The sequence below is a fragment of the Nonomuraea sp. CA-141351 genome (assembly GCF_050944675.1).
Lineage (GTDB): Bacteria > Actinomycetota > Actinomycetes > Streptosporangiales > Streptosporangiaceae > Nonomuraea.
In genome coordinates, this window is record NZ_CP191982.1 from 537,531 (window position 1) to 563,645 (window position 26,115).

Below are 26,115 nucleotides of genomic sequence, written 5' to 3' on the forward strand. Positions count from 1 at the left end.
GATGGACGACCTGAAGCTGCTCCGGGACCTCGGAGGGGAGCTGGGGCACGAGCCGCCCGCGACGCTCGTCCGCCAGCGCGAGCGCCTGCTGCGCGACCGTTCCCGGCGCCGTTGGGCGGGCTGGTGGACGGCCGGGCTGGTCGCCGTCGCCACGGCCGCCGCGGTCGCCGTGCCCACCGTCCTGATCGCCGACCGCCACACTGCCGCACCGCCCGCGGGGGGCCGGACCGTGGACATGAGCGGGACCAGGAACGTCCTGGTGATCGGCTCGGACATCCGAGAGGGGCCCGGGAACGCCAAGTACGGGCCCATGCAGGCCAGGCAGGGCGGGGATAAGCGCTCCGACACCATCATGATCGTCCACGTCCCCGCCGACCGGGGCCTGGCCACGGCGGTGAGCATCCCGCGTGACTCCATGGTCGCGATCCCACGCTGCGGCTCGTCGCCCGCCAGGACCGGCATGATCAATTCGGCATACGACACCGACGGGGCCGAGTGCCTCAAGCGCACTCTGGAGTCCCTGACCGGGCTGCGGATCCAGCACTCGGTCGAGGTGGACTTCGCCGGCTTCAAGGGCCTGGTCGACGCGCTCGGGGGCGTGGAGGTCACGCTGCCCGAGGCGGTGGACGACAAGGCGTCCAAGCTCAAGCTGCCCGCGGGCAAGCAGCTGCTCAACGGGGAGGCGGCGCTCGGGTATGTCCGGCTGAGGCATTACGGCGACGGGTCCGACGTCGCGCGGATCAAGCGGCAGCAGGCACTCGTGTTGTCGATGCTGAAGAAGGTCCGGTCGGGGATGTCCTCGCCTGACCGCCTCAAGTCTTTCCTGGGGGAGGTCCGCAAGGCGGTCAAGACGGATTTGAGCCTGGAATCCATGTACGAGCTGGCCACTGAGCTGTCCCACACCAAGGTGGACCTGACGACAGTGCCCTGGGAGCCGTATCCGGAGGACCGGAACCGGTTGCAGTGGAAGGAGCCGGAAGCCGGCCGGCTGTTCAAACGGCTCGGGTAACGGTTCGTCGTAACGGCGCCCGGCCCCGCACACCACACGACCGTCTCCCTGGACAGAGCCCGGCCCCGTGCGGTGGGTGGGCCGGCCGTGCGCAGCCGTACAAGATGGAAAGCAGCTAGAGGCGCCGATAGTGACGGCGGAGGGCGATGCCCGCCGCGACGCCGCCCGCTACGGCGCCGGCGGCGGCGGCGATGGGCAGGGCCGTGAGGGTGGCCTTGCGGCCGGTGCGGAAGTCCTTGATCGGCCACTCGTGCTTCCTGGCGTGCTCCCGCAGCTCGCTGTCCGGGTTGATGGCCACCGCCGAACCCACCAGCGAGAGCATGGGCAGGTCGTTGGCCGAGTCGCTGTAGGCCGTGCAGCGGGTCAGGTCGAGCCCCTCGCGGCGGGCCAGCGCGCGCACCGCCTCCGCCTTGGCCGGCCCGTGCAGCAGGTCGCCCACCAGCCGCCCCGTGTAGACCCCGTCGTTGGTCTCCGCGACCGTCCCGAGCGCGCCCGTCAGGCCCAGCCGTTGCGCGATGACGCGGGCCAGCTCCACGGGCGTGGCGGTCACGAGCCAGACGCGCTGGCCGGCGTCCAGGTGGCTCTGGGCGAGCGCTCTGGTGCCGCCCCAGATGCGGTCGGCCATGACCTCGTCGTAGATCTCCTCGCCGAGGCGTACGACGTCATCGACCTTGGCCCCCGCGACGAACGCCAGCGCCGTCTCCCTGGCCACCGCGATGTGCTCGGGGTTCTCGTTGCCGCGCAGCCTGAACACCGCCTGCCCGACGGCGAACTTCAGCAGGTCGGAGGTCGTGAACATGCCACGCGTGGCCAGCCCCCTGGCGAAGTGGTAGATCGAGGCCCCGCGCATCATCGTGTTGTCGACGTCGAAGAAGGCCGCCGCCTGGAGGTCCGGCTCGACAGGGGCGACGGTGGCCGCCGCCTGCGCCGCGGCCTCGCCTGCGGCCTCTGGCTCCACCTGGTGTCGTCGAATTAGCCGCCACATAGGGCCCCAGCTTACTTTCCTAGTCAGGCGCGGCCAGACCGTTGATGTAGTCAAGGTATCCCTCTGCTTGGGCCAGCTGGGAGTCGTCGAGCTGCTTGAGCATAGGCCCGACCACCTTCTTCTGGTCCCGCGCGAAGTTCTTGATCTTCGTCGAGCGCGGCTCCGCCCGCTCGAGGCGGCTGATGCCCGCGCGCGTGGACTCCTCCATGTCCTTCAGCGTCTTGTCGACCAGCGGGCCTCCATCGGACGAGCCGAGCAGGCTGGCGACCTCCCTGGCCCGGGCCTGGGCCGAGTCGAGCTCGCGCGCCCCGCGTTCGGCGTCGTCGCTGCTGAGACGTACGAGCGTGCTCTCCGCCGCGCGCTTGAGTGGATATAGGGAGTCTCCCGGCACCGACTGGTACGTGGCGAAGGCGGAGACCATCATGGCCGCCGCCAGCCCTAACGTGGCCAGCTGCGACAGCGGCGGCCGGCGGCGCGCCGGGCGGCGATGCGTGTGCTTCCCGGCCTCGGGCTCCTCGGCGAGGAGCACGCCGGAAACCAGCTGCGCCCGCAGGCGCTCGCGGAAGGCGGGCTCCGGGGCGCCGCCGAGAGGCAGGTCGCGCAGCTCCGTGAGGTGTTCGAGCACGCGCTCCCGCCGACTGCGCGCCCTACCCATGACAGCCCCCTGACGGCTCCGGTAGTGACATCTGACTAACGACGCGCGGATGGGGGAGGTTACGCCAGGTCGTGCTTGAGTGCCCTGGCCAGCGCCCGAATGGCGCGGAACTGCAGCGCTTTGATCGCTCCACTCTTCTTCCCCATGATCAGCGCGGTTTCCGCGAGCGAGAGGCCGTGCAGGAAGCGCAGGACCACGCATTCCTGCTGTTCGGGATTGAGATCTCGTACGGCACGCAGCATCCGGTCGTTGATGATGGCGTTCACCACGGCGTTCTCGGGAATGTGCGAACCGTCGAGCGGCACGTCGATGATCTCGCCCGTCGGGATCTCCAGCCGGTAGCGCCCCGACTTGAAGTGGTCGGTGACCAAGTTCCTCGCGATGGTCACGAGCCAGGCGCCGAAGTCGCGCCCCTGCCACGTGAAGTCGCCGATCCTGCGCAGCGCGCGCAGGAAGGTCTCGCTGGTGAGGTCCTCGGCTAATTGGTGCGATCCCACCCGGAAGTAGATGTAACGGTAGACGAGGTCCACATACCGGTCATAGAGCGTGCCAAAGGAATCCGTGGATCCACTCTTGGCATCCAGCACCAGCAGGCGGACGTCGTCGGGCACTTCTTCGCGCACGGCAGGCGGCACTTCTTCGCGCACGGCGGGCTCGCCCGTCCGGGCAGGCACAGCGACCGCTGGCACAAGCAGCCCGGCGAACGGTGACGAGTCAGGCATCCGGTATCCCTAGGGGTAAGGGGTGCGGCGTGCTCGAACACTCTAGAAATCATCCGGAAATTCCACAATCCACAGCTTGCTGGCATGACTAGGCGTAATCGCCGGATACGGTGTCATCCGACCCCTTCCCTCTTCGGCTACCGGCTGGGAGGCATAGTCCGGCAGCATTGGAGTCACCATGGAGATCCTCGTTGCTGTCATAGCTTTCGCCGGTGCGCTCATGGCCGCGGTCGCCGCCGGCGCCCTGATCCAACGGCTTCGCGACGAGTCCGAGGGGTGGTTGATCGCCTGGACCGTTGCAGTCGTGGCGCTGTGCCTTTCACTCGGTGTGATCGGCATCGGCTACATCTTCGGGTTCGGCGGCGTGACGTTCCGTCTCTACCAGGTGACGGGGTCGATGCTGGTGCCGCTCTGGCTGGCGGTCGGCCTGATCCAGCTGCTGGCGGAGAAGGTGCCGCCGAGGTTCCTCGCATGGCTGTTCGGCATCGCGCTGACCATCGTCGCCGGCACGATCATGATCTTCGACCCGCTCAAGGCCGAGGTGACGGGCAAGACGCTGCCGGCGGGCTCCAACTTCTGGGGGATCTTCCCGAACTACCTGCTGATCGGCGTCCACGCTATCGCCGTGGTGGTCATGCTGGCCATGCTCGCGGTCGCCGGGCTCAAGTGGCGCCAGGGCGACGAGTACGACACCGACAACATGCACGCGGCCCTGGTCATCGTCCCCTCGGGGCTGGCGCTCGTGGGCGCGATGAGGTTCACGGTGGCCGCGCTCTTCACCACCGCGCTGCTCGTCGTCGCCGGGGCGGCCGTCTGGTACACCGTGCTGCGGCCCCTGGCGCCGTACGAGGACGACGACGAGGACGACTTCGGTCCAGACCACGACGAGAGGTCCCCGCGCCGGGACGATCGCTCTCAGCGCCGCGACGAGCGTGCGCAGCACCACGAGGAGCGTCCCATGTATCGCGACCAAGGGCCTGTGCGACCCGACCAGGGGCCCATGCAGCCTCAGCCGGGTCACAGGGGCATGCCCGAGCCCGTGCCCGGCGCCCCCGGCCTGCCTCCCTCGCCGCCACGCCGGGCATCGGGGCTGGGAGACCTGGTGGCCGAATACCGCGCGGGCGACCAGGAGGTCGACTACGCCGCGCGTATGGCGCCGCAGCCCGACTCGGGGCCCGCGACCGGCTACATCATGAACGGCGCGCCGCCCATGGGACAGGCGCCGGCCCAGCGCCCCGACTACGCCATGCCGGCGACGGGGGCGGTCTATCCGGGCGCCGAGATGCTCTCGCCCGCGGCGCAGCAGCAGCCGGCCTCCAGCAAGCCCTCGCCGAGCATCTACGGCCTGCTCACCGTCTTCACGCTCATGGACGGCGCCGGAGAGGCGTTCGACCGGCTGGCCGAGGCGACCGTCGAGGCCGTGCGCCGCGGCGAGCCCGACACCCTCGTGTACGCCTGCCACGCGGTCAAGTCGGCCAACCTGCAGCGCATCGTCTACGAGCTCTACCGCGACGAGGTCGCCTACCGCGACCACCAGCGCCAGCCGCACGTCGAGAGGTTCGTCAACGAGCGGCAGTCGATGGTGCTGGCCACCAACGTCATCGAGCTCAACGTCAACGCCGCGAAGGTGGTGCCGCTGCCGACGGCTATGTACTGAGGGCCGCCCTCAGCCGAGCCTCGTCCACCCGCCAGAAGTCGTGCTGCACCCCGTCGATCAGTGTGACCGGGATCATCTCCCAGTACTTCTCCTGGAGCTCCTCGGAGGACTCGATGCTGACCTCCTCCCACGGCACGCCGAGCTCGCCCGCCACCCTGGCGATGACCGCGCGCGCGTCCTCACACAGGTGACAGCCGGGCTTGCCGAGCAAGGTGATGCGATGCATACGCCCACGGTACCCCTGGTATTGCCCCTACTCCCCCTACGACTTTGTGCATCGGTTCACAAAGGGATTAACCTGAAAGACGGTTCGATTCCGTTCACGCGGTCCCCAAGCCGCCCGTCCCCTGGAGCTCCGGCACGTGAAGAGCCCGTCCCAATCCCGTGACCGCGGCATCCCCGAGGCGACGGTCGCCAGGCTTCCGTTGTACCTCAGGGCGCTGCACGGGATGGCCGAGCGGGGCGTCGCGACCGTCAGTTCCGAGGACCTGGCCGTGGCGGCCGGGGTCAATTCCGCCAAATTGCGCAAGGATCTGTCACATCTGGGCTCATATGGCACGCGAGGCGTAGGCTATGACGTCGAGTACCTCGTCTACCAGATCTCCCGTGAGCTCGGCCTGACGCAAGACTGGGCGGTCGCGATCGTCGGAGTCGGTAACCTCGGCCGCGCGCTGGCCAACTACGGCGGCTTCGTCTCCCGAGGCTTCCGGGTGGCGGCCCTCGTGGACGCCGACCCCGAAGTGGTGGGCGACACCATCGCGGGGTTGAATGTTGAACACATCGACGAACTGGAAGCCGTCATCAAGCGGCGTGGAGTCTCGATCGTGGTTCTGGCGACACCGGCGGCAGCGGCGCAGGAAGTGTGCGATCGCGTGATTTCCGTGGGCGTGACCAGCATCCTAAACTTCGCCCCGGTTGTGCTTTCTGTGCCGGAAAGTGTCGATGTCCGTAAGGTCGACCTATCAATCGAACTGCAGATTCTCGCGTTCCACGAGCAACGCAAGGCTGGGGGGCCACTCATGGCGATGGACAGTCAATGAGTGTTCTGGCTATCGGACTCAGCCACCGGACTGCTCCGGTGGCCCTGCTGGAGCGCGTCTCGGTCACGGGCGACGCGCTCGCCAAGCTGCTGCACGACGTGCAGCAGGATCCATGCGTCGCGGAGGCCATGGTGGTCTCGTCCTGCAACAGGGTCGAGGTCTACGTCACGGTCGACCGCTTCCACGCCGCCGTGACCGCCGTCACCGGCCTGCTGGGCGTCCACTCGGGCGTCCCGGTCGAGGAGCTGACGCCGCACCTCTACGTGCACTACGAGGAGCGGGCCGTCGAGCACCTGTTCTCCGTGGTGTGCGGGCTCGACTCCATGGTCGTGGGCGAGGGCCAGGTCCTCGGTCAGGTCCGCCAGGCGTTCAAGCTGGCGCAGCGCCACGGCACCGTCGGCGCCACCCTCAACGAGCTGGTCCAGCAGGCGCTGCGGGTCGGCAAGCGGGCGCACCACGAGACCGGCATCGACAAGGCCGGCCCCTCCCTCGTCTCCGCCGGCCTGGCCCTGGCGGGCGAGCTGCCCGGTCGGCGGGCGCTGGTGATCGGGGCCGGCTCCATGAGCTCGCTGGCCGCCGTCACGCTGGCGCGCGCCGGGGTCACCGACATCGTGGTGGCCAACCGTACGTTCGAGCGCGGCGCCCGGCTCGCCGAGTCGGTCGGCGGCAGGGCCGTGACCTTCTCCACGGTGGCCGACGAACTCCCCGACGCCGACATCGTCATCACCTGCACCGGCGCCGGTCGCCACATCATCACCCCCGACATGCTGAACGGGCCCGCGTTCCTCCTGGACCTGGCGCTTCCCCACGACATCGACCCGGCCGTGCGCGCCGTGCCCGGCGTCACGCTGGTGGACCTGGAGACGATCAAGCAGTCCGGCATCGGCTCTCGCGAGGGCGACTCCGTGGCCTCCGTACGCGGGCTCGTCGCCGAGGAGCTGCGCGCATACCTCAACGCCGAGCGGGCCGCCAAGGTCACCCCGACCGTGGTGGCGCTGCGCAGCAAGGCGGCGAGCGTGGTCGAGTCGGAGCTCGGGCGCCTCCTCATGCGCGTGCCGAACCTCGACGAGCGGGCGCGGGACGAGGTCGCCATGACCGTTCAGCGGGTCGTTGACAAACTGCTTCACGAGCCCACTGTGCGTGTCAAGCAGCTCGCCACCTGCCCCGGAGGCGATCATTATGCGGAAGCGCTGCGTGAGCTGTTCAATCTCGATCCCAAGATGCCCGAGGCCGTGAGTGAGGTGGAGCTGTGACGTCGGGGGCTCTGCGGCTGGGGACCCGCCGCAGTCTGATGGCGACCACGCAGTCGCAGATGGTGGCCGACGCCTACACCCGGCTCACCGGACGCGCGGTCGAACTGGTCGGCGTCACGACGTTCGGTGACGTCACCAAGGCCCACCTCGCACAGCTCGGCGGCACGGGCGTCTTCGTCAGCGCGCTGCGCGACAAGCTCCTCGAGGACGAGGTCGACTTCGCCGTTCACTCGCTGAAGGATCTGCCGACCACGCAGGACCCCCAGTTCACGCTGGCCGCCATCCCCGCCCGTCACGACCACCGCGACGCGCTGGTCGGCCCGCGCAAGTTCGCCGACCTGGCGCCGGGCGCCAGGGTCGGCACCGGCTCGCCGCGCAGGATCGCCATGCTCAGCGTGCTCCGCCCCGACCTGGAGTATGTCCCGATCCGCGGCAACGCCGACACCCGTATCGGCAAGGTAACCTCAGGTGAGCTCGACGCGGTCGTGCTGGCCTCGGCCGGCCTGACCAGGATCGGCCGTGACGCCGACATCGCGCAGATCTTCGAGGTGGAGGAGTTGCTGCCCGCTCCCGGTCAGGGTGCGCTGGCCGTGGAGTGCAGGTCCGACAGGACCGACCTCATCGAGTTCTTGAGTGTGCTCGACGACCCGCGCACGCGCTCCGCGGTGACCGCCGAGCGAGCGGTGCTGTCGGCTCTAGAGGCCGGCTGCTCCGCTCCGGTGGGTGCTTTCGCGGTCGATGACGGGCACACTCTGAACCTGACCGCCGTGGTCGTCTCCATCGACGGCCGCGAGGCGGTCCGCAAGTCCGCCGCCGGCTCTCCTTCGGAGGCTGTAAACCTGGGCCGCCGCCTGGCAGCCGAGATGATCGCCGAAGGAGCCGACAGATTGATGGGGGAGCAATCCCATTGAGCTCCGATAGTCCAACCTCCGGTTTCGTCGCGTTCGTGGGCGCGGGACCCGGCGATCCCAACCTGCTCACGCTCCGTGCCGCCGAGTTGCTCTCCAAGGCCGACGCCGTGGTGCTCGGCGACGAAACGTACCGCCCGCTGCTGCGCCACTGCCGCGAAGACGTCGAGGTCATCGAGAACGACCTGGTCAAACGCGCCAAGCGCGGGCAGCTCGTGGTGCGCCTGTGCGAGGGCGACCCCATGCTGTTCTCCTCGATCACCGAGGAGGTCGCGGCCTGCACCGCGGCGGAGGTGGACTTCGAGATCGTGCCCGGCGTGCCGCCCGCGACCGCCGTGCTCACGTACGCGGGCATCCCCCCGGCGACCTCCGTGCCCGAGTTCCGCGTCGTGGACGCCGCGCAGGAGCAGGACTGGTCCGTCCACGCCGCCTGCCGCGGCACGCTGGTGATCTACAACGGCATCTCCGACGCCGTGGTCATCGGCAAGGCCCTCATCTCGGGCGGCAAGCCCGACACCACGCCCGTCGCCGTCAGCAGCGGCGGCACCACCACCGAGCAGTACACCGTGGTGTCCTCGCTCGGCCGGCTCCAGGCCGACCTCAAGCACGCCGGGTTCACCGAGCCGGCGCTCATCGTGGTCGGCGAGGCCGTGGGGCTGCGTGACAAGCTGTCGTGGTTCGAGACCAAGCCGCTGTTCGGGTGGCGGGTGCTGGTGCCCCGCACGAAGGAGCAGTCGCAGAGCCTGTCCGAGCAGCTCGTCGCGTACGGCGCGGTGCCCGAGGAGGTGCCGACCATCTCGGTCGAGCCGCCCCGCACGCCGCAGCAAATGGACCGCGCCATCAAGGGGCTCGTCACGGGCCGCTACGAGTGGGTGGCCTTCACCAGCGCCAACGCGGTCAAGGCCGTGCGTGAGAAGTTCGAGGAATACGGGCTCGACGCGCGGGCCTTCGCGGGGCTCAAGGTGGCGGCCGTGGGCGACGCGACCGCGCGGGCCCTGGTCGAGTTCGGGGTCAAGCCCGATCTGCTGCCGTCGGGGGAGCAGTCCTCCGAGGGGCTGGTGGCCGAGTGGCCGCCGTACGACTCGATGCTCGACCCGATCAACCGCGTGCTGCTGCCACGGGCCGACATCTCCACGGACACGCTGGTGGCCGGGCTCACCGAGCTGGGCTGGGAGTGCGACGACGTCACCGCGTACCGCACCGTGCGGGCCGCGCCGCCGCCCGCGCCCATCCGCGAGGCGATCAAGGGTGGCGGCTTCGACGCCGTGCTCTTCACGTCGTCGTCCACCGTGCGCAACCTGGTGGGCATCGCGGGCAAGCCGCACAACGTGACCGTGATCGCGGTCATCGGTCCGCAGACCGCCAAGACGGCCGAGGAGTTCGGGCTCCGCGTGGACGTCATGGCCGACAAGCCGTCCGCGTCCGCTCTGGCGGCCGCCGTGGCCGAGTACGGAGCCAAGCAGCGTCAAGCGGCCCTGGCGGCGGGCGACAGCCCGCGCAAGCCCTCGCAGAACCGCCGGGGCGCCAGAAGGAGAGGCAAATGAGCGCTGAATTCCCCATCGCCCGGCCTCGGCGGCTGCGGCGCAGCCCCGCTCTGCGGCGGATGGTGGCGGGCACCAGGCTGCACGCCGCCGACCTGATCCTGCCCCTGTTCGCCAAGGAAGGCATCGCCGAGCCGCAGCCCGTGGCCTCGATGCCGGGCGTCTTCCAGCACACTCGCGACTCGCTGCGCAAGGCCGCGCGCGAGGCGGCGGAAGCGGGCGTGGGCGGGCTCATACTGTTCGGCATCCCCGCGGTGAAGGACGCCTGGGGCTCGGCCGCCGACGATCCCGACGGGATCCTGCAGGTGGCGCTCCGTGACGTGAACGCCGAGGTCGGCGACGCGATCGTGGTCATGGCCGACACGTGCCTCGACGAGTTCACCGACAACGGGCACTGCGGGATTCTCACCCCGTCCGGCGACGTGGACAACGACGCCACGCTGGAGCGGTACGCCTCGATCGCGGTGGCCCAGGCCGCCGCAGGGTCGCAGATGGTGGCGCCGAGCGGGATGATGGACGGCCAGGTCGGGGCGATCCGGTCGGCTCTGGACGGGGCCGGTTACGGAAATATCCCGATTTTGTCCTACTCGGTCAAGTACGCCTCTGCCTTCTACGGGCCCTTCCGCGACGCCGCCGAGTGCGCGCCGCAGTTCGGCGACCGCAGCACCCACCAGCAGGATCCCGCGGGGCCGCTGGACGAGGCGCTGCGCGAGGTCCGGCTCGACCTCGCCGAGGGCGCCGACGCCGTCATGGTCAAGCCCGCGCTGGCCTACCTCGACGTCATCACCCGCGTCCGCGACGAGGTGGACGTGCCGGTGGCGGCGTACCAGGTGAGCGGCGAGTACTCCATGATCGAGGCGGCCGCGGCCAACGGCTGGGTCGACCGGGATCGGATGATCATGGAATCGCTGGTGGCGATCAAGCGTGCCGGGGCCGATCTGATCCTCACGTACTGGGCAACGGAAGTGGCACGACGTCTCTAACCTTGGGGTTTCCCGTCGACTCGTGAGGCGTGTGCGTTAGAGTGCGATAACAAGTGCTGGTGTGTCCCGCGTGGTGAGTGCTGCTGCCCCCGGAGCCGGGACCTCCTCAGGCGCTGGACTCGACGGGAGACACCATGGTGGGGGTACCACTGGCTCGGCGTACCAGAAAGCGGGCGCGGCCGACACGCATCGGCGCCGTGCTCGAATACGCCGCCATGGGCTGGCCCGTCGTGCCGGGCGCCTACCCGCTGCGACACGGGCCGCGTGCCTGTTCCTGTGACCGCCTCGGCTGTCCAGACCCGGGCGCCCATCCGCTCTCGCCTGCCTGGCACATGCAGGCCACGACGGACACCGCCCAGCTGACGCGCTGGTGGCGGGCAGAGCCCGAGGCCAATGTGATTCTGCCCACTGGTCGCGTCTTCGACATCTTCGACGTACCGCTCGCCCTCGGCCTGTCGGCCCTCACCCGGATCGACAACGCGGGAGCGGACCCCGGCCCGGTCGCCGCCAACGGCGACCGGGTCTTGTTTTATGTGGCCACGCGCGGCAATCCCGAGGACGAGGACGAGTGGTGGTCGTGCCACCTCGACTGCGATCCGGCGACGATCGACGACACGCCCGGGCTGCGGTGGCACTGCCGCGACAGCTACGTCCTCGCACCGCCGTCCACCCTGCCCACCGGCCAACCCGTCTCCTGGCTCCGCCCGCCGAACGGCCGGCCGCTGCCCGACCCGCTGCGCATCCTGGAGTGGCTGGCCGACTGAGGTCAGAACCGGCGGATGTCGCGCTGGTCCACCTCTGTCATGACCTTCGCCACTGTGGCGAAGTCGTCGTCAACGTGCAGCACCGTGAGTCCGTGGTGGACGGCCGTGGCGCACAGCAGTAGATCGACCACTCCGGCAGAACAGTGCTGTCCCCGCTGCGTCAGCTTGTACTGTGCGTTCTCCACCCATCGCCAGGCGGATTTGGGGACGGGCGCGAGTTCGCAGAGGGTGTTGAGTTCGTCCTCCAGTTCGTCCCTGTGAGCAGGGCCTGTGGCCGAATAGAGGAATTCCGTCCTTGTCGGCTCGCAGATCCGCAGCGGTTGCGCGGTGATCCGCTCACCCCACGTCTCGAGCACTTCGGTGTTCCGCAGGAGATACCACAGCGCGGAGGCGTCGATGAGGTAGGTCATCAGGAGATGGCCTGTTTCCAAGCTGCTTTCGCTGCCTGGCGCGCGGCGGACACCTCGTCGAACTCGCCGCGCTGGGCGCGGGCCGCCAGCTTCTCCAGCGCCTCGATCCGCTTGACCCGTGCGACGTACTCCCGAAGGGCGAGGTTGACGGTCTCCTTCTTGGTCGTCGTCCCCATCATGCGCATGGCCTCTTTGAGGGCGTCGTCGTCAATGTCGATCTGAGTGACTGACACGTTTCCTCCTGATGTTGGTAACCACTAAAGGTTACATACATCATCACTATAGCCTTCGATGCGCCCGCTCCGAGGACCGGTGGCTGATCCGGCTAACCTGGGTCGGGTGAGCCGTACACAGAATTCCGAGGACCTGTTCGCCCGCGCCCGCCAGATCGTGCCCGGAGGCGTCAACTCCCCGGTGCGCGCGTTCGGCGCGGTCGGTGGGACGCCGCGCTTCATGGTCTCCGGCCAGGGGCCGTACATCACCGATGTGGACGGCAACCGGTACGTCGATCTGGTGTGCTCCTGGGGCCCCATGATCCTCGGGCATCGCCACCCCGCGGTCGTCGAGGCCGTGTCCGGGGCGGCCGCCAACGGGTTCTCGTACGGCACCGCCACGCCCGGCGAGGTGGAGCTGGCCGAGGAGATCGTCGCCAGGGTGGCGCCGGTGGAGAAGGTACGGCTGGTCAGCTCGGGCACCGAGGCGACGATGAGCGCGGTGCGCCTGGCCAGGGGGTTCACCGGGCGGTCCAAGGTGATCAAGTTCGCGGGGTGCTACCACGGGCACGTCGACGCGCTGCTGGCCTCGGCAGGGTCCGGGGTGGCGACGTTCGGGCTGCCCGACACGCCAGGCGTGACGGGGGCGTCGGCGGTGGACACGATCGTGCTGCCGTACAACTCCATCGAGGCCGTCGAGGCGGCCTTCGCGGAGGTGGAGGTCGCGTGTGTGATCACCGAGGCCTGCCCCGCGAACATGGGGATCGTCCCGCCGAAGGAAGGCTTCAACGCGCGGCTGCGCGAGCTGTGCACGGCCAACGGCGCGCTGCTCATCGTCGACGAGGTGCTCACGGGCTTCCGCGTCTCGTCCGCGGGCTGGTACGGCCTGGACCCGGTGGAAGCCGACCTGATGACGTTCGGGAAGGTCATGGGCGGCGGCCTGCCCGCCGCGGCCTTCGGGGGACGGGCCGACGTCATGGCCCAGCTCGCGCCCGAGGGGCCGGTCTACCAGGCGGGGACGCTGTCCGGTAACCCGCTGGCCTGCGCGGCCGGGCTGGCCACACTGCGTGCTCTTGACGCCGAGGCATATGAGCGGGTGGACGCCGCCGCTCTCGCCGTCGGCGACGCCGCCTCCGAAGCGCTCTCCGCGGCGGGCGTGCCGCACCGGCTGCAGCGGGCGGGCAACCTGTTCTCGATCTTCTTCACGGACGCCGAGGTGACGAACTTCACCGAGGCCAAGACACAGAACACGGCCGCGTTCACCGCGTTCTTCCACGCCATGCTCGACCAGGGCGTCTACCTGCCGCCCTCGGCGTACGAGGCCTGGTTCCTGTCGGCGGCCCACGACGACGAGGCGCTCGACCACGTCGCCGACGCTCTTCCGGCTGCTGCGAAGGCCGCCGCCGCCGTCCTCTAGCCGTCCGGGCTAGCGCGCGGTGACGAGCGCGCGGCGGGGCTTGGTGCCCGCGTACAGGACGCCCGAGACGATCAGGGCCGCCGCCAGCAGGTTCTGCCAGGAGATCGGCTCGCCGGTCATCAAGGCGGCCGACGACATGCCGAACACCGGCACCAGCAGCGTGTACGGCGCCACCGTCGAAGCGTCGTACCGGCGCAGGAGCCAGCCCCAGACGCCGAAGCCGCCCAGCGTGGAGATGAACGCCACGTACACGAGCGACAGCCAGCCCTCCACGGACGGGCTCAACGTGGGCACGCCCTCCAGCCAGAGCGACAGAAGGAGGAGCGGGAGCGAGGAGAAGGCGCTGACCCACACCATGAAGCGGAGCGAGTCAGGCGGCGCGGCCCTGCGCTGGATCACGTTGCCGAGGCCCCAGGCGACCGCGGCGGCCACGCAGAGGGCGAAGGCGCCGAGCGGACCCGACACGCCGAAGTCGAGCGCGACCAGGGCCAGGCCGCCGAAGGCGACGGCCAGTCCGAGGACGCGGCGGGCGGTGAGCCGCTCCCCGAGCAGCGTCACCGCGAACAACACGGTGAACAGCGCCTGCATCTGCAGGACGAGAGAGGTCAGCCCGGCCGGCATGCCCGCTCGCATGCCCACGAGCAGGAAACCGAACTGGCCGACCCCGATGGTCGCCGCCACCCCGGCGACCCAGCGCCACGGGACCCCTGGGCGCCCCACGAACAGCAGGGCGGGGAACGCGGCCATCGTGAACCTGATTCCCGCGTACAGGAGGGGCGGGAAGTGCCGCAGGCCCACCTGCATGACCACGAAGTTGAAGCCCCAGACGGCCGCGAGGCCGACGGCGAGGGCGAGGTGGCGGGGGCGCACTCAGCGAGCGGGCTTCTGGTAGCGGATGCGCTGGTCGCGGGCCTGCTCGGCGAGCACCTTGAGGTACGACACGGAGCCGGACTGCTGCTTCTTCGACTTAAGGATTCTCATGCATCTATTTTCAAACGCTACAGATTGAAGGACAAGCGAGACTTTCTACGCTAAACCGTTTAGGCTGGCTTACATGTTGGACTTGAACCGGCTCAAGGCCCTTCACGCAGTTCACGTCTATGGGTCGGTCGGAGCGGCGGCCGACGCGCTCATGGTCACGCCGTCGGCGGTGTCCCAGCAGATCGCCAAGCTGGAGCGCGAGACCGGGGCCAGGCTCATGGAGCGCAACGGGCGCGGCGTGCGGCTGACGGACGCGGCCGGGCTGCTCGCCGAGCACGCCGAGCGCATCCTCGCCCTGGTCGAGACCGCCGAGGCGGACTTCGAGGCGCTGCGCGGCGAGGTCGTCGGCCGCCTGAACATCGCAGCCTTTCCCACCGCCGTGCGGGGCCTCATGCCCACCGCGCTCGCCTCGCTCAGGGATCGCCATCCCGACCTGTGGATCCAGCTCAACGAGCGTGAGCCCGAGCGGGTGGTACGCGAGGTGTCCAGAGGCGAGCTGGACCTGGGCGTGATCCAGGACTGGCTCAACCGGCCCATGGCCCTGCCCGACGGCCTGTCCAAGGCCACGCTGCTCGACGACGTGGCCGACATCGCGGTGCCCGACGACCACCCGCTGGCGGACGGCAAGGAGCTGGAGCTGGCCCAGTTGCGCGGCGAGCGGTGGATCAGCGGGTCTCCCGGCACCGTCTGCCACGACTGGCTGGTCTTCACGCTGCGCAACGCCTCGGTGGAGCCCGTGATCGCCTGCATGGCCGACGAGTACCCGACCCAGCTCGCGCTGGTGGCGGGCGGGCTGGGCTGCGCGATCGTGCCGAGGCTGGGACGGGACTGCGTGCCGGACGGTGTGCGGCTCGTGCCGATCAGGCCGCGCCAGACGCGGCGCATCTACGCGGTGTGGCGCACGGACGCGGCCCGCCGTCCCGCGATCAGGGCCATGGTCGAGGCGCTGGCCGAGTCGAGCAGGAATCAGGAGAACGCCTGGGCCGTCAGCTGAGCCCACGCGGGGCCCCGGCCGGGTGCTGAGGTGGAGCGGATAAGCTGTGCCACACCATGGCTGAAACCACCGTCGTCCATCTGCTGCGCCACGGAGAGGTGCACAATCCCAGCGGCGTCCTGTACGGCAGGCTGCCCGGCTACCACCTGTCCGAGACGGGTCGGCTCATGGCCGAGACGGTCGCCAAGGCCGTGGGCGGCCGTGACATCGTCGCCCTCTACAGCTCGCCGCTCGAGCGCGCGCTGGAGACCGCGGCACCCCTCGCCGACAAGCTCGGCCTCGGCATCGTCCAGGACGAGCGCCTGATCGAGGCGGGCAACATGCTCCAGGGCCGCCCGGTGGGTCAGGGCCTGGAAATCCTGCGAAATCCTCGCAACTACCGCTATTTCTGGAATCCGCTGCGTCCGTCCTGGGGTGAGCCGTACCCGTCCATCGTCCGGCGCATGAAGTCGATGATCGACGACGCCAGGGCCGCGGCACGCGGGCACGAGGTGGTGCTCGTCAGCCACCAGCTCCCGATCTGGACGATCAGGATGGCCGCCGAGGGCCGCAGGCTCTGGCACGACCCGCGGCGCAGGCAGTGCGCGCTGGCCAGCCTCACCACGTTCACCTTCGACGGCGACCGCCTGGTCAGCGTCGGCTACAGCGAGCCGGCGGGATCGCTTGAGACGGGTCCGTCCGTTCCCGGGGCCTGATGTCCGGAGCGCCCGGCCTCACCGGTAGAGTTGCAAGCTCTACCGCTTGTAGTACAAGGAGATCTTCCTCCGTGCGCGCCAAGTCCATCCTCCTCGTTCTCCTGGGCCTGCTGGTCGCGGGCTGCGCCGGCAACCAGAGCGGCCAGCCGCAGGCGGGCGACACCCGGTTCGTCGCGGGCGACGGGAAGATGCAGGTGTTCGGCGCGAGCGACCGCAAGCCGGCGCCCGCGATCCAGGGGCCGACCCTCGACGGGGCCACCGCCTCGCTCGCCGCGCACAAGGGCAAGGTCGTGGTGCTCAACTTCTGGGCGTCCTGGTGCGGCCCGTGCCGCGCGGAGGCGCCGGTGCTCAAGGAGGTCGCGGCCCAGACCAAGAGCAGCGGCGTGGAGTTCATCGGCGTCGACTTCAAGGACCGCCAGGCCGACGCGCTGGCGTTCGAGCGCAACGAGAAGACCGGCTACCCGCACATCTTCGACCAGCCGGGCAAGGTGGCGCTGGCCTTCCAGGGCACGGTGCCGCCCGCGGCCATCCCGTCCACGCTGATCATCGACAAGCAGGGCAGGGTCGCCGCCAGGGCGCTCGGCGCGGTCAAGTACACCGACCTGTTCAACACCGTGACCAAGGTGCGCGATGAGTGACCTCGTGGCCTCGGGCTCGCTGCTGGTCGCCGTGCCGATCGCGGTGCTGGCCGGGGTGGTGTCGTTCCTTTCGCCGTGCGTGCTGCCGCTGGTGCCCGGCTACCTGTCGTACGTGACCGGGATGAGCGCCGACCCCAGGCGGGGGCGGCTGGTGCTGGGCACGGCGCTGTTCGTGAGCGGGTTCGGGCTGGTGTTCGTGCTCAGCGGGGCGCTGTTCGGCGGGCTCGGCTCGGTCATGCTGGGCCACGCCGAGATCATCACGCGGGTGCTCGGCGTGCTGACCATCCTGCTCGGGCTGGCGTTCCTGGGGATCATCCCCGGGCTGATGCGTGACGTGCGCATCCACCGGGTGCCGGCCGCGGGGCTGGCGGGCGCGCCGCTGCTGGGGGTGGTGTTCGGGCTGGGGTGGACGCCGTGCATCGGGCCCACGCTCGCCGTCGTGCTCGCGCTCGGGCTCAACGAGGGCAGCGCCGCCCGTGGCGCCCTCCTGGCCGTCGCGTACGCCCTGGGCCTCGGGCTGCCGTTCGTGGGCGCGGCTCTCGCGTACAGCAAGGCCCTGCGCACGTTCCGGGCCATCCGCAAGCACTCGCGCCTGATCACCAGGATCGGCGGCGGCATGATGGTGGCCGTCGGAGTGCTGCTCGTGACCGGGCTGTGGGGACAGATGATCGCTGCCATGCAGGGTCTGATCGGCGCCTTCGAGCCGGTGATCTGATGAGCGTTCAGGAGCTGGCCAAAGAGCAGGAGCCCAAGCAGGTCAAGCTCGGGCCGGTCGGCTGGCTGCGGTGGGGCTGGCGCACGCTCACTTCGATGAAGACGGCGCTGATCCTGCTGTTCCTGCTGGCGCTCGCCTCGGTGCCGGGCTCGCTCGTCCCCCAGCGCGGTGTCGACCCCGACAAGGTGGCGCGGCTCTACGAGCAGAGCCCCACGCTGGCCGAGTGGTACGACAAGTTCCAGCTCTTCGAGGTGTTCACCTCGGTCTGGTTCGCGGCGATCTACCTGTTGCTGTTCACCTCGCTCATCGGCTGTGTCCTCCCGCGCACCGCGACGTACGTGCGGGAGCTGCGCCGCAAACCGCCCGCCGCGCCGAAGAAACTGTCCCGCCTGCCGCATTTCGCCTCTTTCGAGAGCGATCTGGAGGTAGAGAGGGCCGCGCTGCGGCTGCGTAAGATGCGTTTCCGCGTCGTGACCGGCGACGGCTGGGTCTCCGCGGAGAAGGGCTACCTGCGCGAGACCGGCAACCTGTTCTTCCACGTCGCCCTGCTGGGCATCCTGCTCGCGGTCGGCTTCGGCTCCCTGTTCGGCTACCGCGGCAACGTCCTGATCGTGGAGGGCGACGGGTTCGCCAACACCGTGGCCGCCTACGACCGGTTCATTCCCGGCAGCCAGGTCTCGGCCGAGTCGCTGGAGCCGTTCTCCTTCCAGCTGACCGACTTCAAGGTCGCCTACCAGGTCACGGGCGAGAAGAAGGGCCAGGCGCTCGACTACACCGCCCACCTGAAGGTCAACGACTCGCCCGGCTCGCCCACCCGCGACTACGACCTCAAGGTCAACGACCCGCTCGAGATCGACGGCACGCAGACGTACCTGATCGGCAACGGCTACGCCCCTGTCTTCAAGGTCACCGACGGCAAGGGGCAGGTGGCCTTCGAGGGCCCGGTGCCTTGCCTGATCGAGGCCAAGGCCACGATGACCTCGGGGTGCGTGGTGAAGGTACCCGACGCGCAGCCGTCGCAGCTCGGGTTCCTGCTGCAGTTCCTGCCCACCAGCGTGCCGCTGACGGACGGCTCGTACGCCTCCGCCTTCCCCGGCGAGCTCAACCCCGAGGTGCAGCTCATCGGGGCCTTCACCGGCGACCTCGGCCTGCGTTCCGGCAAGCCGCAGTCGGTCTACGAGCTGGCGCCGCCCGAGGTGCTGAAGAAGCTCACTCCGCTCCTCATGGGCAAGAACGTGCCCAAGCCGCTCGCGGTCGGGCAGTCGGTCGACCTGCCGAAGGGCGCGGGCAAACTCGAGTTCACCGGGGTCAAGCAGTGGGTCACGCTCCAGACCGCCTACGACCCCGGTCGCATGCCCGCACTGATCGCCGCGGGCACGGCGGTCGTCGCCATCGCGCTGTCGCTGCAGATCCGCCGCCGCAGGGTGTTCGTACGGATAGGGAAGGGCGTGGTCGACGTGGGCGGCCTGACCCGCACAGAAGGCTCCGCGGCGGGCTTCGCCGAGGAGTTCGCCGAGATCGTCAAGGTTCTATCAGCAGGAGACAAGGATGTCCGCTGAGCAACTCGCCGGGCTGAGCGACCTTTTCGTCGTCGCCGCCGTCCTCCTCTACGTCTTCGCCATGGTCGCCTTCGCGATCGAGCTCGCCCTCGGAAAGGGGCAGCCCGACAAGGCGGCCGTCGCCGAGCGGTCGGAAGCCAAGCGGCCGGTCGCGGTCGGAGCGGGTGCCGGCGGGTCGGACGGCGCGGTCGGGACGCTTCCCGTCGACGGCACTGACGAAGCCGAGACGCCCGCTGCCAAGGGCCTCGGGGCGGTCAGGGCCGGGAAGGTGGCTCTGGCGCTCGCCTGGCTGGGCTGGGCCGCCCACCTCGCCGCCATCGCCACCCGCGGCCTGTCCGTGGGCAGGTGGCCGTGGGGCAACATGTACGAGTTCGTGATCGCCATCTGCTTCGCCGCCGTGACGGCGTTCCTCGGCAGCCAGCTCCGCTACAACGTGCGTTTCCTCGGCGCCTTCGTGATGGTGGCGGCCGCGCTGGGCCTCGGCCTGGCGGTCAAGTTCTTCTACACGGCCGCTGGGCCCGTGGTGCCCGCGCTGAACTCGTACTGGATCGCCATCCACGTCACCGCCGCGATCATCGCCAGCGGTCTGTTCACGATGGCCGGTGTGTCAGGCATCCTCTACCTGGTGCGCGGCGACGGGGTGTCGCGCCTGCCGACCCGCGCCGACCTGGAGCGGGTGGCGCACCGCGCGATCGTGCTGGCGTTCCCGGTGTGGACGTTCGCGGTGATCGCGGGTGCGCTCTGGGCGGACCGGGCGTGGGGCCGCTACTGGGGCTGGGACCCCAAGGAGGTCTGGTCGTTCATCACCTGGGTGGCCTACGCGGCCTACCTGCACTCCAAGGTGACGGCCGGATGGCGGGGCAGGGCCGCGACGATCGTGCAGCTCGTGGCGTTCGGCTGCCTGATGTTCAACCTGATCGGCGTCAACATCTTCATCAGCGGGCTGCACAGCTACGCCGACGTCTGATCGGCTCAGGTGTCGTCGCCGCGCATGCGGCGGTCGAGGTCGCGCAGGAAGTCGGGGTCGTCGTCCGGCCCCTTCGGCATGCCCGGCCCCTTCGGCACGCCTGGACCCGGGGGAACGGGCCATGCGGCGCGCGGAGCCCGCGGCCGGCCGCGGGCCATCCAGACCAGGCCGCCGAGCAACGGGATCAGTACGACGATCAGGATCCACAGGGCCTTTGGTACGTTCCGAACCTCATCTTCGGGTGTGGTGACCACGTCAAACAGTGAGAAGAGCCAGAAGGCCAGCAGCGCCAGGCCGATCAGTACACCTGCCATGCCCGAACTGTAAGCCATCCGCGACGTGATCGTGCTTCCCGTTGTCCCATTTCGGGTGACTAGGGGAAGATCGGCGTCGTACCGTGGAAGTCGATGCGGCGGTCTCGCCGGACTCCACGGGCGTTGAGAGGTGCGATGGCCTTTTCTGACTCCAAGGTGTCTGGCGACAAGGGAAGACACCGGCGCGGTCGTTGGTGGCGGCGCGGGTCGTATCTCTTCTCGCGCCGCAGGGAGGCGCCCCCTGAAGCCGAGCGCTCGTTCTGGTCCAGCGCCTTTGAGAAGCACCACGAGGCCCGTCCGGGCGCCAAGGCACGCAAGGGCCGCGGAGCGGCCGGAGACGTGCCCAGCGGGCGTCCTGAGCGGGTGACGTGGCCGGGCGCCGAGCAGTCCGAGCGGATGGCATGGCCAGGAGAAGAGGCAGGTCGCCGCTGGGATGCGTTCGCGTTACGCGAACGCCGCGAAAGACTGCCCGCCGCCGTGGTCGAGCGCCCCCGCTACACCTGGTACGACTTCGAGCTCGACGAGCAGCCCAGGGCCCAGCCCAACCGGCCGGACCTGCCGTCCATGGGAGACGGCCTGCGCCACTGCGGCAAGCTGGAGACGATCCTGCACCGCCAGTGGGACGCGAGACAGGGCCCGCCCTCGGTCGACGTCGTACGTGCCGTGGAGAGCCTCGCCAGGCTGCCGGACCGGCTCAAGGAGAAGCTCGCGGCCGGCCTGGAGGGCATCTACGTCGGCCGCGGCGGCGTCCCCGACCTCGACGACATGGGCTACCTACGCGGCGCCCCGCTCCCGTCGGGCCGCGCCACGTGGGACATCTGCGCCGGCGCGTACGGCGACCGCAAGATCGTCGTGGGCGACCGCCCGTCGCCGACCCCGGACGTGATGATGCACGAGGTCGGCCACGCCATCGACGACATCGACTCGCCCTACGGCGACTGGGTCTCCGACTCGCCGGAGTTCGTGCGCCTGTACGACACGGCCCTGCCGCTGCTGGCCTCCACCTTCCACCGCCAGGGAGGCGGGCTGGGCCGCAAGGAGTTCTTCGCCGACGCCTTCGCCGCCATCGCCTCCCGCCAGCGTCCGGCCCTCGTGGACATGCTCGGGGGAGACACGCGGATGGCGCTCGACATCATGCTCTTCTTCAACCGGCGCTACGGAATCTAGGTGATCGGACATGTACGTCATCCGGCTCGCGGACGGGACCCTGCGCGTGCCGCAGAGCCTGACCAGCGAAGACGGGCGTCTGATCGGCAACGCGTACGTGGAGGTGCAGCCTGGTGATCCCGACTACGAGCAGTGGCTGCCCGAGGCGCTGACGGAGGAGGAGGCGGCCGAGCGCCGCAAGCGCTGGGAAGAGGAGAACGACGACCTCGAGCGCGAGTTCCTGGAGTTCAAGGCGGCGCAGGAGGACGCCTGATCGGGCAGCCGGACAGGCGCCAGCCACGATCAGCGGTTGGCGCCGCCCCATGCTTGCCCTACGGAAGTGTGGCCGGGAAGCACGCGAACAGTGCGTTGCGCCGGCGGTGATCCTGCCATCGCAGGACCACCGTCTGCACGGTCAGACGCGCGGGGACTCACCTGCCGGCCTGTCGGCCGTCAAAACGTCCTCGCCTCGGAGAAGGGCGTGCACTTCCGACTCGCGGAAGCGCCGGTGCCCTCCGGGGGTGCGGATACTGCTGATGCGGCCTGCCGCAGCCCAGCGTGTAACCGTCTTTGGGTCTACCCGGAAGAGGGCGGCAACCTCTCCTGGGGTCAGCAGACGCTCGCTGCTACTCTCCACCAATCTCTCCCCCTCGCATCCCGCTTCCTGCCAGCGGGCGGACAGGTAACCAGTGTGTCGAGCGAAGCCTGATTTATCCGTGGTTTTCTACAAAGATCACGGGTTGTTATCAGCTGACTGCCCGATTGTTATATGATAGAGCCTCTTTGGGGCTCTCGTGGGTGTTTCTTTACGAAACTCCCTGACTGGGAACAGTAGCAGCGCTCGCGCCCGATGCGAAGAGCGACCGGTCCACGGGTCCGAGTAACCTCGAACATGTGCGTCCCGTTCTCGTTTACACCGCGTCGCGGATCGTCCTGTTTGTCGTGACCCTCGGTGTGCTGCGCTTGCTCGGCCTGCAAAACCCGCTCGTGCTGATCTTGGCGGCTTTCTTGGTCAGCGGCATAGCGAGCTATGTCCTGCTCAGCAAGCAGCGTGACGCCGTGAGCCAACGCATCAGCAACAAGATCGACCGGCCGGAGTCGCAGGACGACTAGGACTGGGGGAACATGCCAATCCGGGCATGGTACTCCCGTCCGAGTCGGGTTGTGTCGCTACCGACAAGTAGTCCGCTGCCATGCGCGTAAAATGCCTTCACGCCGATGCCGCGCTCGCGCGTCGGATTCCAACTCAGCGCCTTTCCCGTAGTCGGATGAATGGCCCCGATGCCGGGTCGTGACACCGCTCCGGGGCCAGCCGTGTCGCGGCCCTGCGGATTGTCCAGCCAGCGCTGATGCCCGCCGACGTAGATCGCCGCTCCCGTCACGCAAACCGCGTAGAGCGAGTCGCCTCCCGTGGCGTTGACCCAGGTGGGCTTGATGCGGGAGCCCGTGGCGTACGTCTCGAATCTGGCGGCCGTGTCGCACATGCCGCCTACAGGGCCTCCCGTGGTGACGACCGCGAAATAGCGTCCGTCGGACGAGAAATCCAGGCCGCGCACGTACGAGGGGAATGCGTCCCTGCATCGGCGCGCGTACGCCTCGGTCCGCCAGGAGGCGACCTTGGCGGTGGCTCCGCCGATGTCGATCAGACCGAGCTGCGGCCTGGAGTGGCCGTCGAGCGTGGTGAACGAGCCGTCCACGGCGAGCCGGTAGCGGGTGGCGGCGATCCCGTAGACCTTGACGCTGGGCGTGAGCGGCCTCCCCGGCGTGACGTTGAAGGCAGGGTCGGCATCGCCCGTGCTCGCGTCGAGCCTGGCCAGCGCGGTGCGCGGGCTGATGAAGTCGCCACCGACGTAGAGCTTCGAGCCCTGTCTGACCACCGCGTTCACCATGCCGCCGCCTATCCGGGGCGTGAAGCCGGTCACGAGCGAGCCGTCGGAGAGCTTGAGCCTGGCCAGCGCGTTGGAGCCCGTGTCGTTGACGCCGGCGAACTCTCCGCCGACGTAGACGGTGCCGCCGTCGCCGGCGGCCAGGCCGTACACGGTGCCCGGGACGATCGGCGCGAAGTTCTCCAGGACGCGGCCGGTGGCCAGGTCGTAGGCGAACAGGTTCTCGCGCGGGTACGTGGTGGAGCGGGCGGCGTCGCTCACTTCGCTGAACGAGCCGCCGACCACGACGGTCCGTCCCACAACGGTGATGGCGTTGACGATGCCGTCGAGTACGTGCGGTGTGTTGTCGACCGGGTCGGCGGAGACCACGCGTACATGCGGCGTGGGGGACCAGGCGAGGATCGCTGCAAGGGCGACACGGGCAAGCATTTGCCAATTGTTAGCAGACGTTCGGTAGTCACGTTGCTACTTTCCGTCGCGACAGTGCTCGCTCGCTGGTGGCGGAGGGGTCCCAATAGGCTTTGCATATGACGCGCGCTCAATTGGACAAACAGCCGGGCGAGGTCGCCGCGATGTTCGATCGCACCGCCCGGCGCTACGACCTGGTCAACGACGTGATCTCCCTCGGGCAGGTCAGGCTCTGGCGCAAGGCGGTGGCCGCGGCCGTCGACGCGGGCCCAGGTGAGCTCGTGCTCGACCTGGGCGCGGGCACCGGCACGTCCACCGACGCGTTCACCACGCTGGGCGCGCGGGCCATCGCGTCCGACTTCTCGCTGGGCATGCTCCGCACCGGCGTACGGCGTCACGGCGGCAACGCGCTGTCGGGCGACGGGGTGCCGTTCATCGCGGGCGACGCGATGCGGCTGCCGTTCGCCGACGACGCCTTCGACGCGGTGACGATCTCGGTGGCGCTGCGCAACGTGCACGACACCTCGCAGGCGCTGCGCGAGATGTTGCGCGTGACGAAGCCCGGCGGCCGGCTGGTGGTGCTGGAGTTCTCGCATGTCACCTTCGCGCCGTTCGATCTTGTCTATCGCGAATATCTGATGAGGCTGCTGCCAAAAGTGGCCAAGGTGTTCGGGTCCAATGACGATTCCTACGAATATCTGGCGGAGTCGATCAGGGATTGGCCCGACCAGCGCACGCTCGCCGGGATCATTCAGCAGGCCGGCTGGGAGCGGGCGGCGTGGCGCAATCTCACGATGGGGATCGTGGCGCTGCACAGAGGGTTCAAGCCGGCGTGAGACCACACGCGACACGCCGTTCCACTTGGATCACGGAACGGCACCCCGACTGCCACTATGTACTGGAAAAGCAGTAGACTGCAGGCCGACAAGTTTGTGAAGGGGTTCACAAAGGAACGAAGGCAGCACACCCCCGAGGCCTTCGAAGGACAGGACAGTCCAGTGACGGTGCCAACAGCCACGCAGGTAGACGCCGACGTCATCGTCGTCGGCGCCGGGCCCGCAGGTTCCGCGACCGCCTTTTACCTCGCTCGATCCGGGCTTGACGTGCTGCTCCTGGAGAAGACCAGGTTCCCCCGAGAGAAGGTCTGCGGCGACGGCCTGACTCCGCGCGCGGTCAAGCAGCTGCTCAACATGGGCATCGACGTCGACGCCCCCGGCTGGATCAGGAACAAGGGCCTGCGCGTCGTCGGTGGCGGCCACCGGTTCGACCTCGACTGGCCCCAGCTTGAGAGCTTCCCCGACTTCGGGCTGGTCCGCACCCGCCAGGACTTCGACGAGATCCTCGCCGCCAACGCGGTCAAGAACGGTGTGCGGATGATGGAGGGCGTCACCGTGACGGCGCCCATCCTCGACGACCGCAGCGGCCACATCGTCGGCGTGACGACCAAGGACGGCCGCGAATACCGCAGCCGCCTGGTGGTGGCCGCCGACGGCAACAGCACCCGGCTGGCCGTCGGCATGGGCCTGCACAAGCGGGAGGACCGGCCGATGGGCGTGGCCGTGCGGACGTACTTCGAGAGCCCGCGCCACGACGACGACTACCTCGAGATCTGGCTTGAGCTGTGGGCCGAGGACAAGCTGCTGCCCGGCTACGGCTGGATCTTCGGCGTCGGCGACGGCACCGCCAACGTGGGGCTCGGGCTGCTCAACACGAGCGCCCAGTTCAAGAACATCGACTACCGGGACCTGCTGCGGCGCTGGTGCAAGGCCATGCCCGCCGAGTGGGAGTTCACCGAGGAGAACATGACGGCCCCCATTCGCGGCGCCGCGCTCCCGATGGCCTTCAACCGGCAGCCCCACTACTCGCGCGGCCTGATGCTCGTCGGCGACTCGGGCGGGTCGATCAACCCGTTCAACGGCGAGGGCATCGCCTACGCGATGGAGACCGGCGAGATCGCCGCCGAGATCATCGTCAAGGCCCTCAAGGGGACCACCCCCGCGCAGCGCGAACGTACTCTGCGGACATATCCTCAGGTGCTGAAGGACGCCTACGGCGGATATTTCACGCTGGGCAGGTTGTTCGTCGAGGCAATTGGGAAGCCGGGTGTGATGAGCTTCGGCACCAGGCACGGGCTCCCTCACCCCAGGCTGATGCGCTTCGCACTCAAGCTCCTTGGTAATCTCACCGACCGGCGAGGCGATGCGTCAGACATGATCATCAACGCACTCTCAAAGGTCGCCCCACCAGCATGAACCT

At 69.1% G+C, this 26,115-nt stretch carries 30 protein-coding genes; 20 read left to right on the forward strand and 10 right to left on the reverse strand.

Going from position 1 to position 26,115, the window contains the following annotated elements; all coding sequences use genetic code 11:
* Position 1 precedes the first annotated feature (1 nt).
* Positions 2–1,009 carry an LCP family protein gene (locus tag ACQPWU_RS02705; RefSeq protein ID WP_433436739.1) on the forward strand — a complete coding sequence of 336 codons (1,008 nt, stop codon included), beginning with the start codon at positions 2–4 and terminating at the stop codon, positions 1,007–1,009.
* 115 nt (positions 1,010–1,124) lie between these two features.
* Here the strand turns inward: ACQPWU_RS02705 and ACQPWU_RS02710 are convergent, their stop codons facing one another.
* Genes ACQPWU_RS02710 through ACQPWU_RS02720 form a run of 3 tightly spaced genes read right to left on the reverse strand, consistent with a single transcriptional unit; the run spans position 1,125 to position 3,371 of the window.
* On the reverse strand, positions 1,125–1,994 hold the full coding sequence (locus tag ACQPWU_RS02710; RefSeq protein WP_433436740.1) for an HAD family hydrolase: 870 nt from the start codon (positions 1,992–1,994) through the stop codon (positions 1,125–1,127).
* Between the two features lie 19 nt (positions 1,995–2,013).
* A complete protein-coding gene (locus ACQPWU_RS02715) occupies positions 2,014–2,649 on the reverse strand; it encodes a DUF5667 domain-containing protein (RefSeq protein ID WP_433436741.1) in 636 nt (211 codons plus the stop codon).
* Positions 2,650–2,708: 59 nt separating this feature from the next.
* Positions 2,709–3,371, reverse strand: a complete 663-nt coding sequence (locus ACQPWU_RS02720) for a sigma-70 family RNA polymerase sigma factor (RefSeq protein WP_433436742.1) — start codon at positions 3,369–3,371, stop codon at positions 2,709–2,711.
* Positions 3,372–3,549: 178 nt separating this feature from the next.
* On the opposite strand from ACQPWU_RS02720, the gene ACQPWU_RS02725 reads away from it, so the two are divergent.
* Positions 3,550–5,028: an antibiotic biosynthesis monooxygenase gene (locus ACQPWU_RS02725; protein WP_433436743.1), complete on the forward strand. Its 1,479-nt coding sequence runs from the start codon at positions 3,550–3,552 to the stop codon at positions 5,026–5,028.
* Here the strand turns inward: ACQPWU_RS02725 and ACQPWU_RS02730 are convergent.
* On the reverse strand, positions 5,018–5,254 hold the full coding sequence (locus tag ACQPWU_RS02730; protein ID WP_360690443.1) for a glutaredoxin family protein: 237 nt from the start codon (positions 5,252–5,254) through the stop codon (positions 5,018–5,020). The two genes, ACQPWU_RS02725 and ACQPWU_RS02730, sit on opposite strands and share 11 nt — an antisense overlap.
* Before the next feature lie 136 nt (positions 5,255–5,390).
* Between ACQPWU_RS02730 and ACQPWU_RS02735 the strand changes: the two genes are divergently transcribed.
* The 6 genes from ACQPWU_RS02735 to ACQPWU_RS02760 all read left to right on the forward strand — a co-directional run bounded on the left by ACQPWU_RS02735 (position 5,391) and on the right by ACQPWU_RS02760 (position 11,517).
* Positions 5,391–6,068, forward strand: coding sequence for a redox-sensing transcriptional repressor Rex (locus ACQPWU_RS02735; protein ID WP_433436744.1), 678 nt, complete (start codon positions 5,391–5,393; stop codon positions 6,066–6,068).
* Positions 6,065–7,321, forward strand: a complete 1,257-nt coding sequence (locus ACQPWU_RS02740; RefSeq protein ID WP_433436745.1) for a glutamyl-tRNA reductase — start codon at positions 6,065–6,067, stop codon at positions 7,319–7,321. The genes ACQPWU_RS02735 and ACQPWU_RS02740 overlap by 4 nt, the downstream gene beginning before the upstream one ends.
* Positions 7,318–8,232: a hydroxymethylbilane synthase gene (gene hemC / locus ACQPWU_RS02745; protein ID WP_433436746.1), complete on the forward strand. Its 915-nt coding sequence runs from the start codon at positions 7,318–7,320 to the stop codon at positions 8,230–8,232. Before ACQPWU_RS02740 ends, hemC begins: the two co-directional genes overlap by 4 nt.
* 35 nt (positions 8,233–8,267) lie before the next feature.
* Positions 8,268–9,773 carry a uroporphyrinogen-III synthase gene (locus ACQPWU_RS02750; protein WP_433436747.1) on the forward strand — a complete coding sequence of 502 codons (1,506 nt, stop codon included), beginning with the start codon at positions 8,268–8,270 and terminating at the stop codon, positions 9,771–9,773.
* Positions 9,770–10,753, forward strand: a complete 984-nt coding sequence (gene hemB / locus ACQPWU_RS02755; protein WP_433436748.1) for a porphobilinogen synthase — start codon at positions 9,770–9,772, stop codon at positions 10,751–10,753. Before ACQPWU_RS02750 ends, hemB begins: the two co-directional genes overlap by 4 nt.
* Positions 10,754–10,887: 134 nt before the next feature.
* Positions 10,888–11,517, forward strand: coding sequence for a bifunctional DNA primase/polymerase (locus ACQPWU_RS02760; RefSeq protein WP_433436749.1), 630 nt, complete (start codon positions 10,888–10,890; stop codon positions 11,515–11,517).
* A gap of 2 nt (positions 11,518–11,519) precedes the next feature.
* On the opposite strand, the gene ACQPWU_RS02765 is transcribed toward ACQPWU_RS02760, so the two are convergent.
* A complete protein-coding gene (locus ACQPWU_RS02765; RefSeq protein ID WP_433436750.1) occupies positions 11,520–11,927 on the reverse strand; it encodes a PIN domain-containing protein in 408 nt (135 codons plus the stop codon).
* Positions 11,927–12,160, reverse strand: a complete 234-nt coding sequence (locus ACQPWU_RS02770; RefSeq protein ID WP_360690456.1) for a type II toxin-antitoxin system VapB family antitoxin — start codon at positions 12,158–12,160, stop codon at positions 11,927–11,929. Before ACQPWU_RS02770 ends, ACQPWU_RS02765 begins: the two co-directional genes overlap by 1 nt.
* Before the next feature lie 106 nt (positions 12,161–12,266).
* Here ACQPWU_RS02770 and hemL point away from each other — a divergent pair, with 106 nt between their 5' ends.
* The gene (gene hemL, locus ACQPWU_RS02775; RefSeq protein WP_433436751.1) at positions 12,267–13,556 is read left to right on the forward strand and encodes a glutamate-1-semialdehyde 2,1-aminomutase; all 1,290 of its coding nucleotides are present in this window, start codon (positions 12,267–12,269) and stop codon (positions 13,554–13,556) included.
* 9 nt (positions 13,557–13,565) lie between these two features.
* Here hemL and ACQPWU_RS02780 read toward each other — a convergent pair whose 3' ends face one another.
* Positions 13,566–14,426 (reverse strand): EamA family transporter, encoded by an 861-nt coding sequence (locus tag ACQPWU_RS02780; protein ID WP_433436752.1) that lies wholly within the window; start codon positions 14,424–14,426, stop codon positions 13,566–13,568.
* Between the two features lie 184 nt (positions 14,427–14,610).
* Between ACQPWU_RS02780 and ACQPWU_RS02785 the strand changes: the two genes are divergently transcribed.
* From ACQPWU_RS02785 to ccsB, 6 genes are all read left to right on the forward strand, one after another.
* A complete protein-coding gene (locus ACQPWU_RS02785) occupies positions 14,611–15,531 on the forward strand; it encodes a LysR family transcriptional regulator (RefSeq protein ID WP_433436753.1) in 921 nt (306 codons plus the stop codon).
* A gap of 56 nt (positions 15,532–15,587) precedes the next feature.
* Positions 15,588–16,226, forward strand: coding sequence for a histidine phosphatase family protein (locus ACQPWU_RS02790; protein ID WP_433436754.1), 639 nt, complete (start codon positions 15,588–15,590; stop codon positions 16,224–16,226).
* 71 nt (positions 16,227–16,297) lie between these two features.
* Positions 16,298–16,864, forward strand: a complete 567-nt coding sequence (locus ACQPWU_RS02795; protein ID WP_433436755.1) for a TlpA family protein disulfide reductase — start codon at positions 16,298–16,300, stop codon at positions 16,862–16,864.
* Positions 16,857–17,579 (forward strand): cytochrome c biogenesis CcdA family protein, encoded by a 723-nt coding sequence (locus tag ACQPWU_RS02800; protein WP_360704622.1) that lies wholly within the window; start codon positions 16,857–16,859, stop codon positions 17,577–17,579. Before ACQPWU_RS02795 ends, ACQPWU_RS02800 begins: the two co-directional genes overlap by 8 nt.
* Positions 17,579–19,138: a cytochrome c biogenesis protein ResB gene (gene resB, locus ACQPWU_RS02805; protein WP_433436756.1), complete on the forward strand. Its 1,560-nt coding sequence runs from the start codon at positions 17,579–17,581 to the stop codon at positions 19,136–19,138. The genes ACQPWU_RS02800 and resB overlap by 1 nt, the downstream gene beginning before the upstream one ends.
* Positions 19,128–20,105, forward strand: a complete 978-nt coding sequence (ccsB, locus tag ACQPWU_RS02810) for a c-type cytochrome biogenesis protein CcsB (RefSeq protein ID WP_433436757.1) — start codon at positions 19,128–19,130, stop codon at positions 20,103–20,105. The genes resB and ccsB overlap by 11 nt, the downstream gene beginning before the upstream one ends.
* A 5-nt stretch (positions 20,106–20,110) precedes the next feature.
* Here the strand turns inward: ccsB and ACQPWU_RS02815 are convergent, their stop codons facing one another.
* A complete protein-coding gene (locus ACQPWU_RS02815) occupies positions 20,111–20,419 on the reverse strand; it encodes a PLD nuclease N-terminal domain-containing protein (protein ID WP_433436758.1) in 309 nt (102 codons plus the stop codon).
* A gap of 135 nt (positions 20,420–20,554) precedes the next feature.
* Between ACQPWU_RS02815 and ACQPWU_RS02820 the strand changes: the two genes are divergently transcribed.
* Complete coding sequence (locus tag ACQPWU_RS02820) at positions 20,555–21,586, forward strand: hypothetical protein (protein ID WP_433436759.1); 1,032 nt, start codon at positions 20,555–20,557, stop codon at positions 21,584–21,586.
* Positions 21,587–21,596: 10 nt separating this feature from the next.
* The gene (locus ACQPWU_RS02825) at positions 21,597–21,839 is read left to right on the forward strand and encodes a hypothetical protein (RefSeq protein ID WP_360704608.1); all 243 of its coding nucleotides are present in this window, start codon (positions 21,597–21,599) and stop codon (positions 21,837–21,839) included.
* A 141-nt stretch (positions 21,840–21,980) separates the two neighbouring features.
* Here ACQPWU_RS02825 and ACQPWU_RS02830 read toward each other — a convergent pair whose 3' ends face one another.
* Positions 21,981–22,202, reverse strand: coding sequence for a BldC family transcriptional regulator (locus ACQPWU_RS02830; RefSeq protein WP_026214226.1), 222 nt, complete (start codon positions 22,200–22,202; stop codon positions 21,981–21,983).
* A gap of 257 nt (positions 22,203–22,459) precedes the next feature.
* Between ACQPWU_RS02830 and ACQPWU_RS02835 the strand changes: the two genes are divergently transcribed.
* Positions 22,460–22,678: a DUF4229 domain-containing protein gene (locus ACQPWU_RS02835; RefSeq protein WP_433436760.1), complete on the forward strand. Its 219-nt coding sequence runs from the start codon at positions 22,460–22,462 to the stop codon at positions 22,676–22,678.
* Here ACQPWU_RS02835 and ACQPWU_RS02840 read toward each other — a convergent pair.
* Positions 22,675–23,880 (reverse strand): delta-60 repeat domain-containing protein, encoded by a 1,206-nt coding sequence (locus ACQPWU_RS02840; protein ID WP_433436761.1) that lies wholly within the window; start codon positions 23,878–23,880, stop codon positions 22,675–22,677. The genes ACQPWU_RS02835 and ACQPWU_RS02840 overlap by 4 nt on opposite strands.
* 98 nt (positions 23,881–23,978) lie before the next feature.
* Here ACQPWU_RS02840 and ACQPWU_RS02845 point away from each other — a divergent pair, with 98 nt between their 5' ends.
* Together ACQPWU_RS02845 and ACQPWU_RS02850 are read left to right on the forward strand one after the other, a co-directional pair.
* A complete protein-coding gene (locus ACQPWU_RS02845) occupies positions 23,979–24,695 on the forward strand; it encodes a demethylmenaquinone methyltransferase (RefSeq protein WP_433436762.1) in 717 nt (238 codons plus the stop codon).
* Between the two features lie 162 nt (positions 24,696–24,857).
* Positions 24,858–26,111 (forward strand): geranylgeranyl reductase family protein, encoded by a 1,254-nt coding sequence (locus ACQPWU_RS02850; protein ID WP_433436763.1) that lies wholly within the window; start codon positions 24,858–24,860, stop codon positions 26,109–26,111.
* Positions 26,112–26,115: the final 4 nt, after the last annotated feature.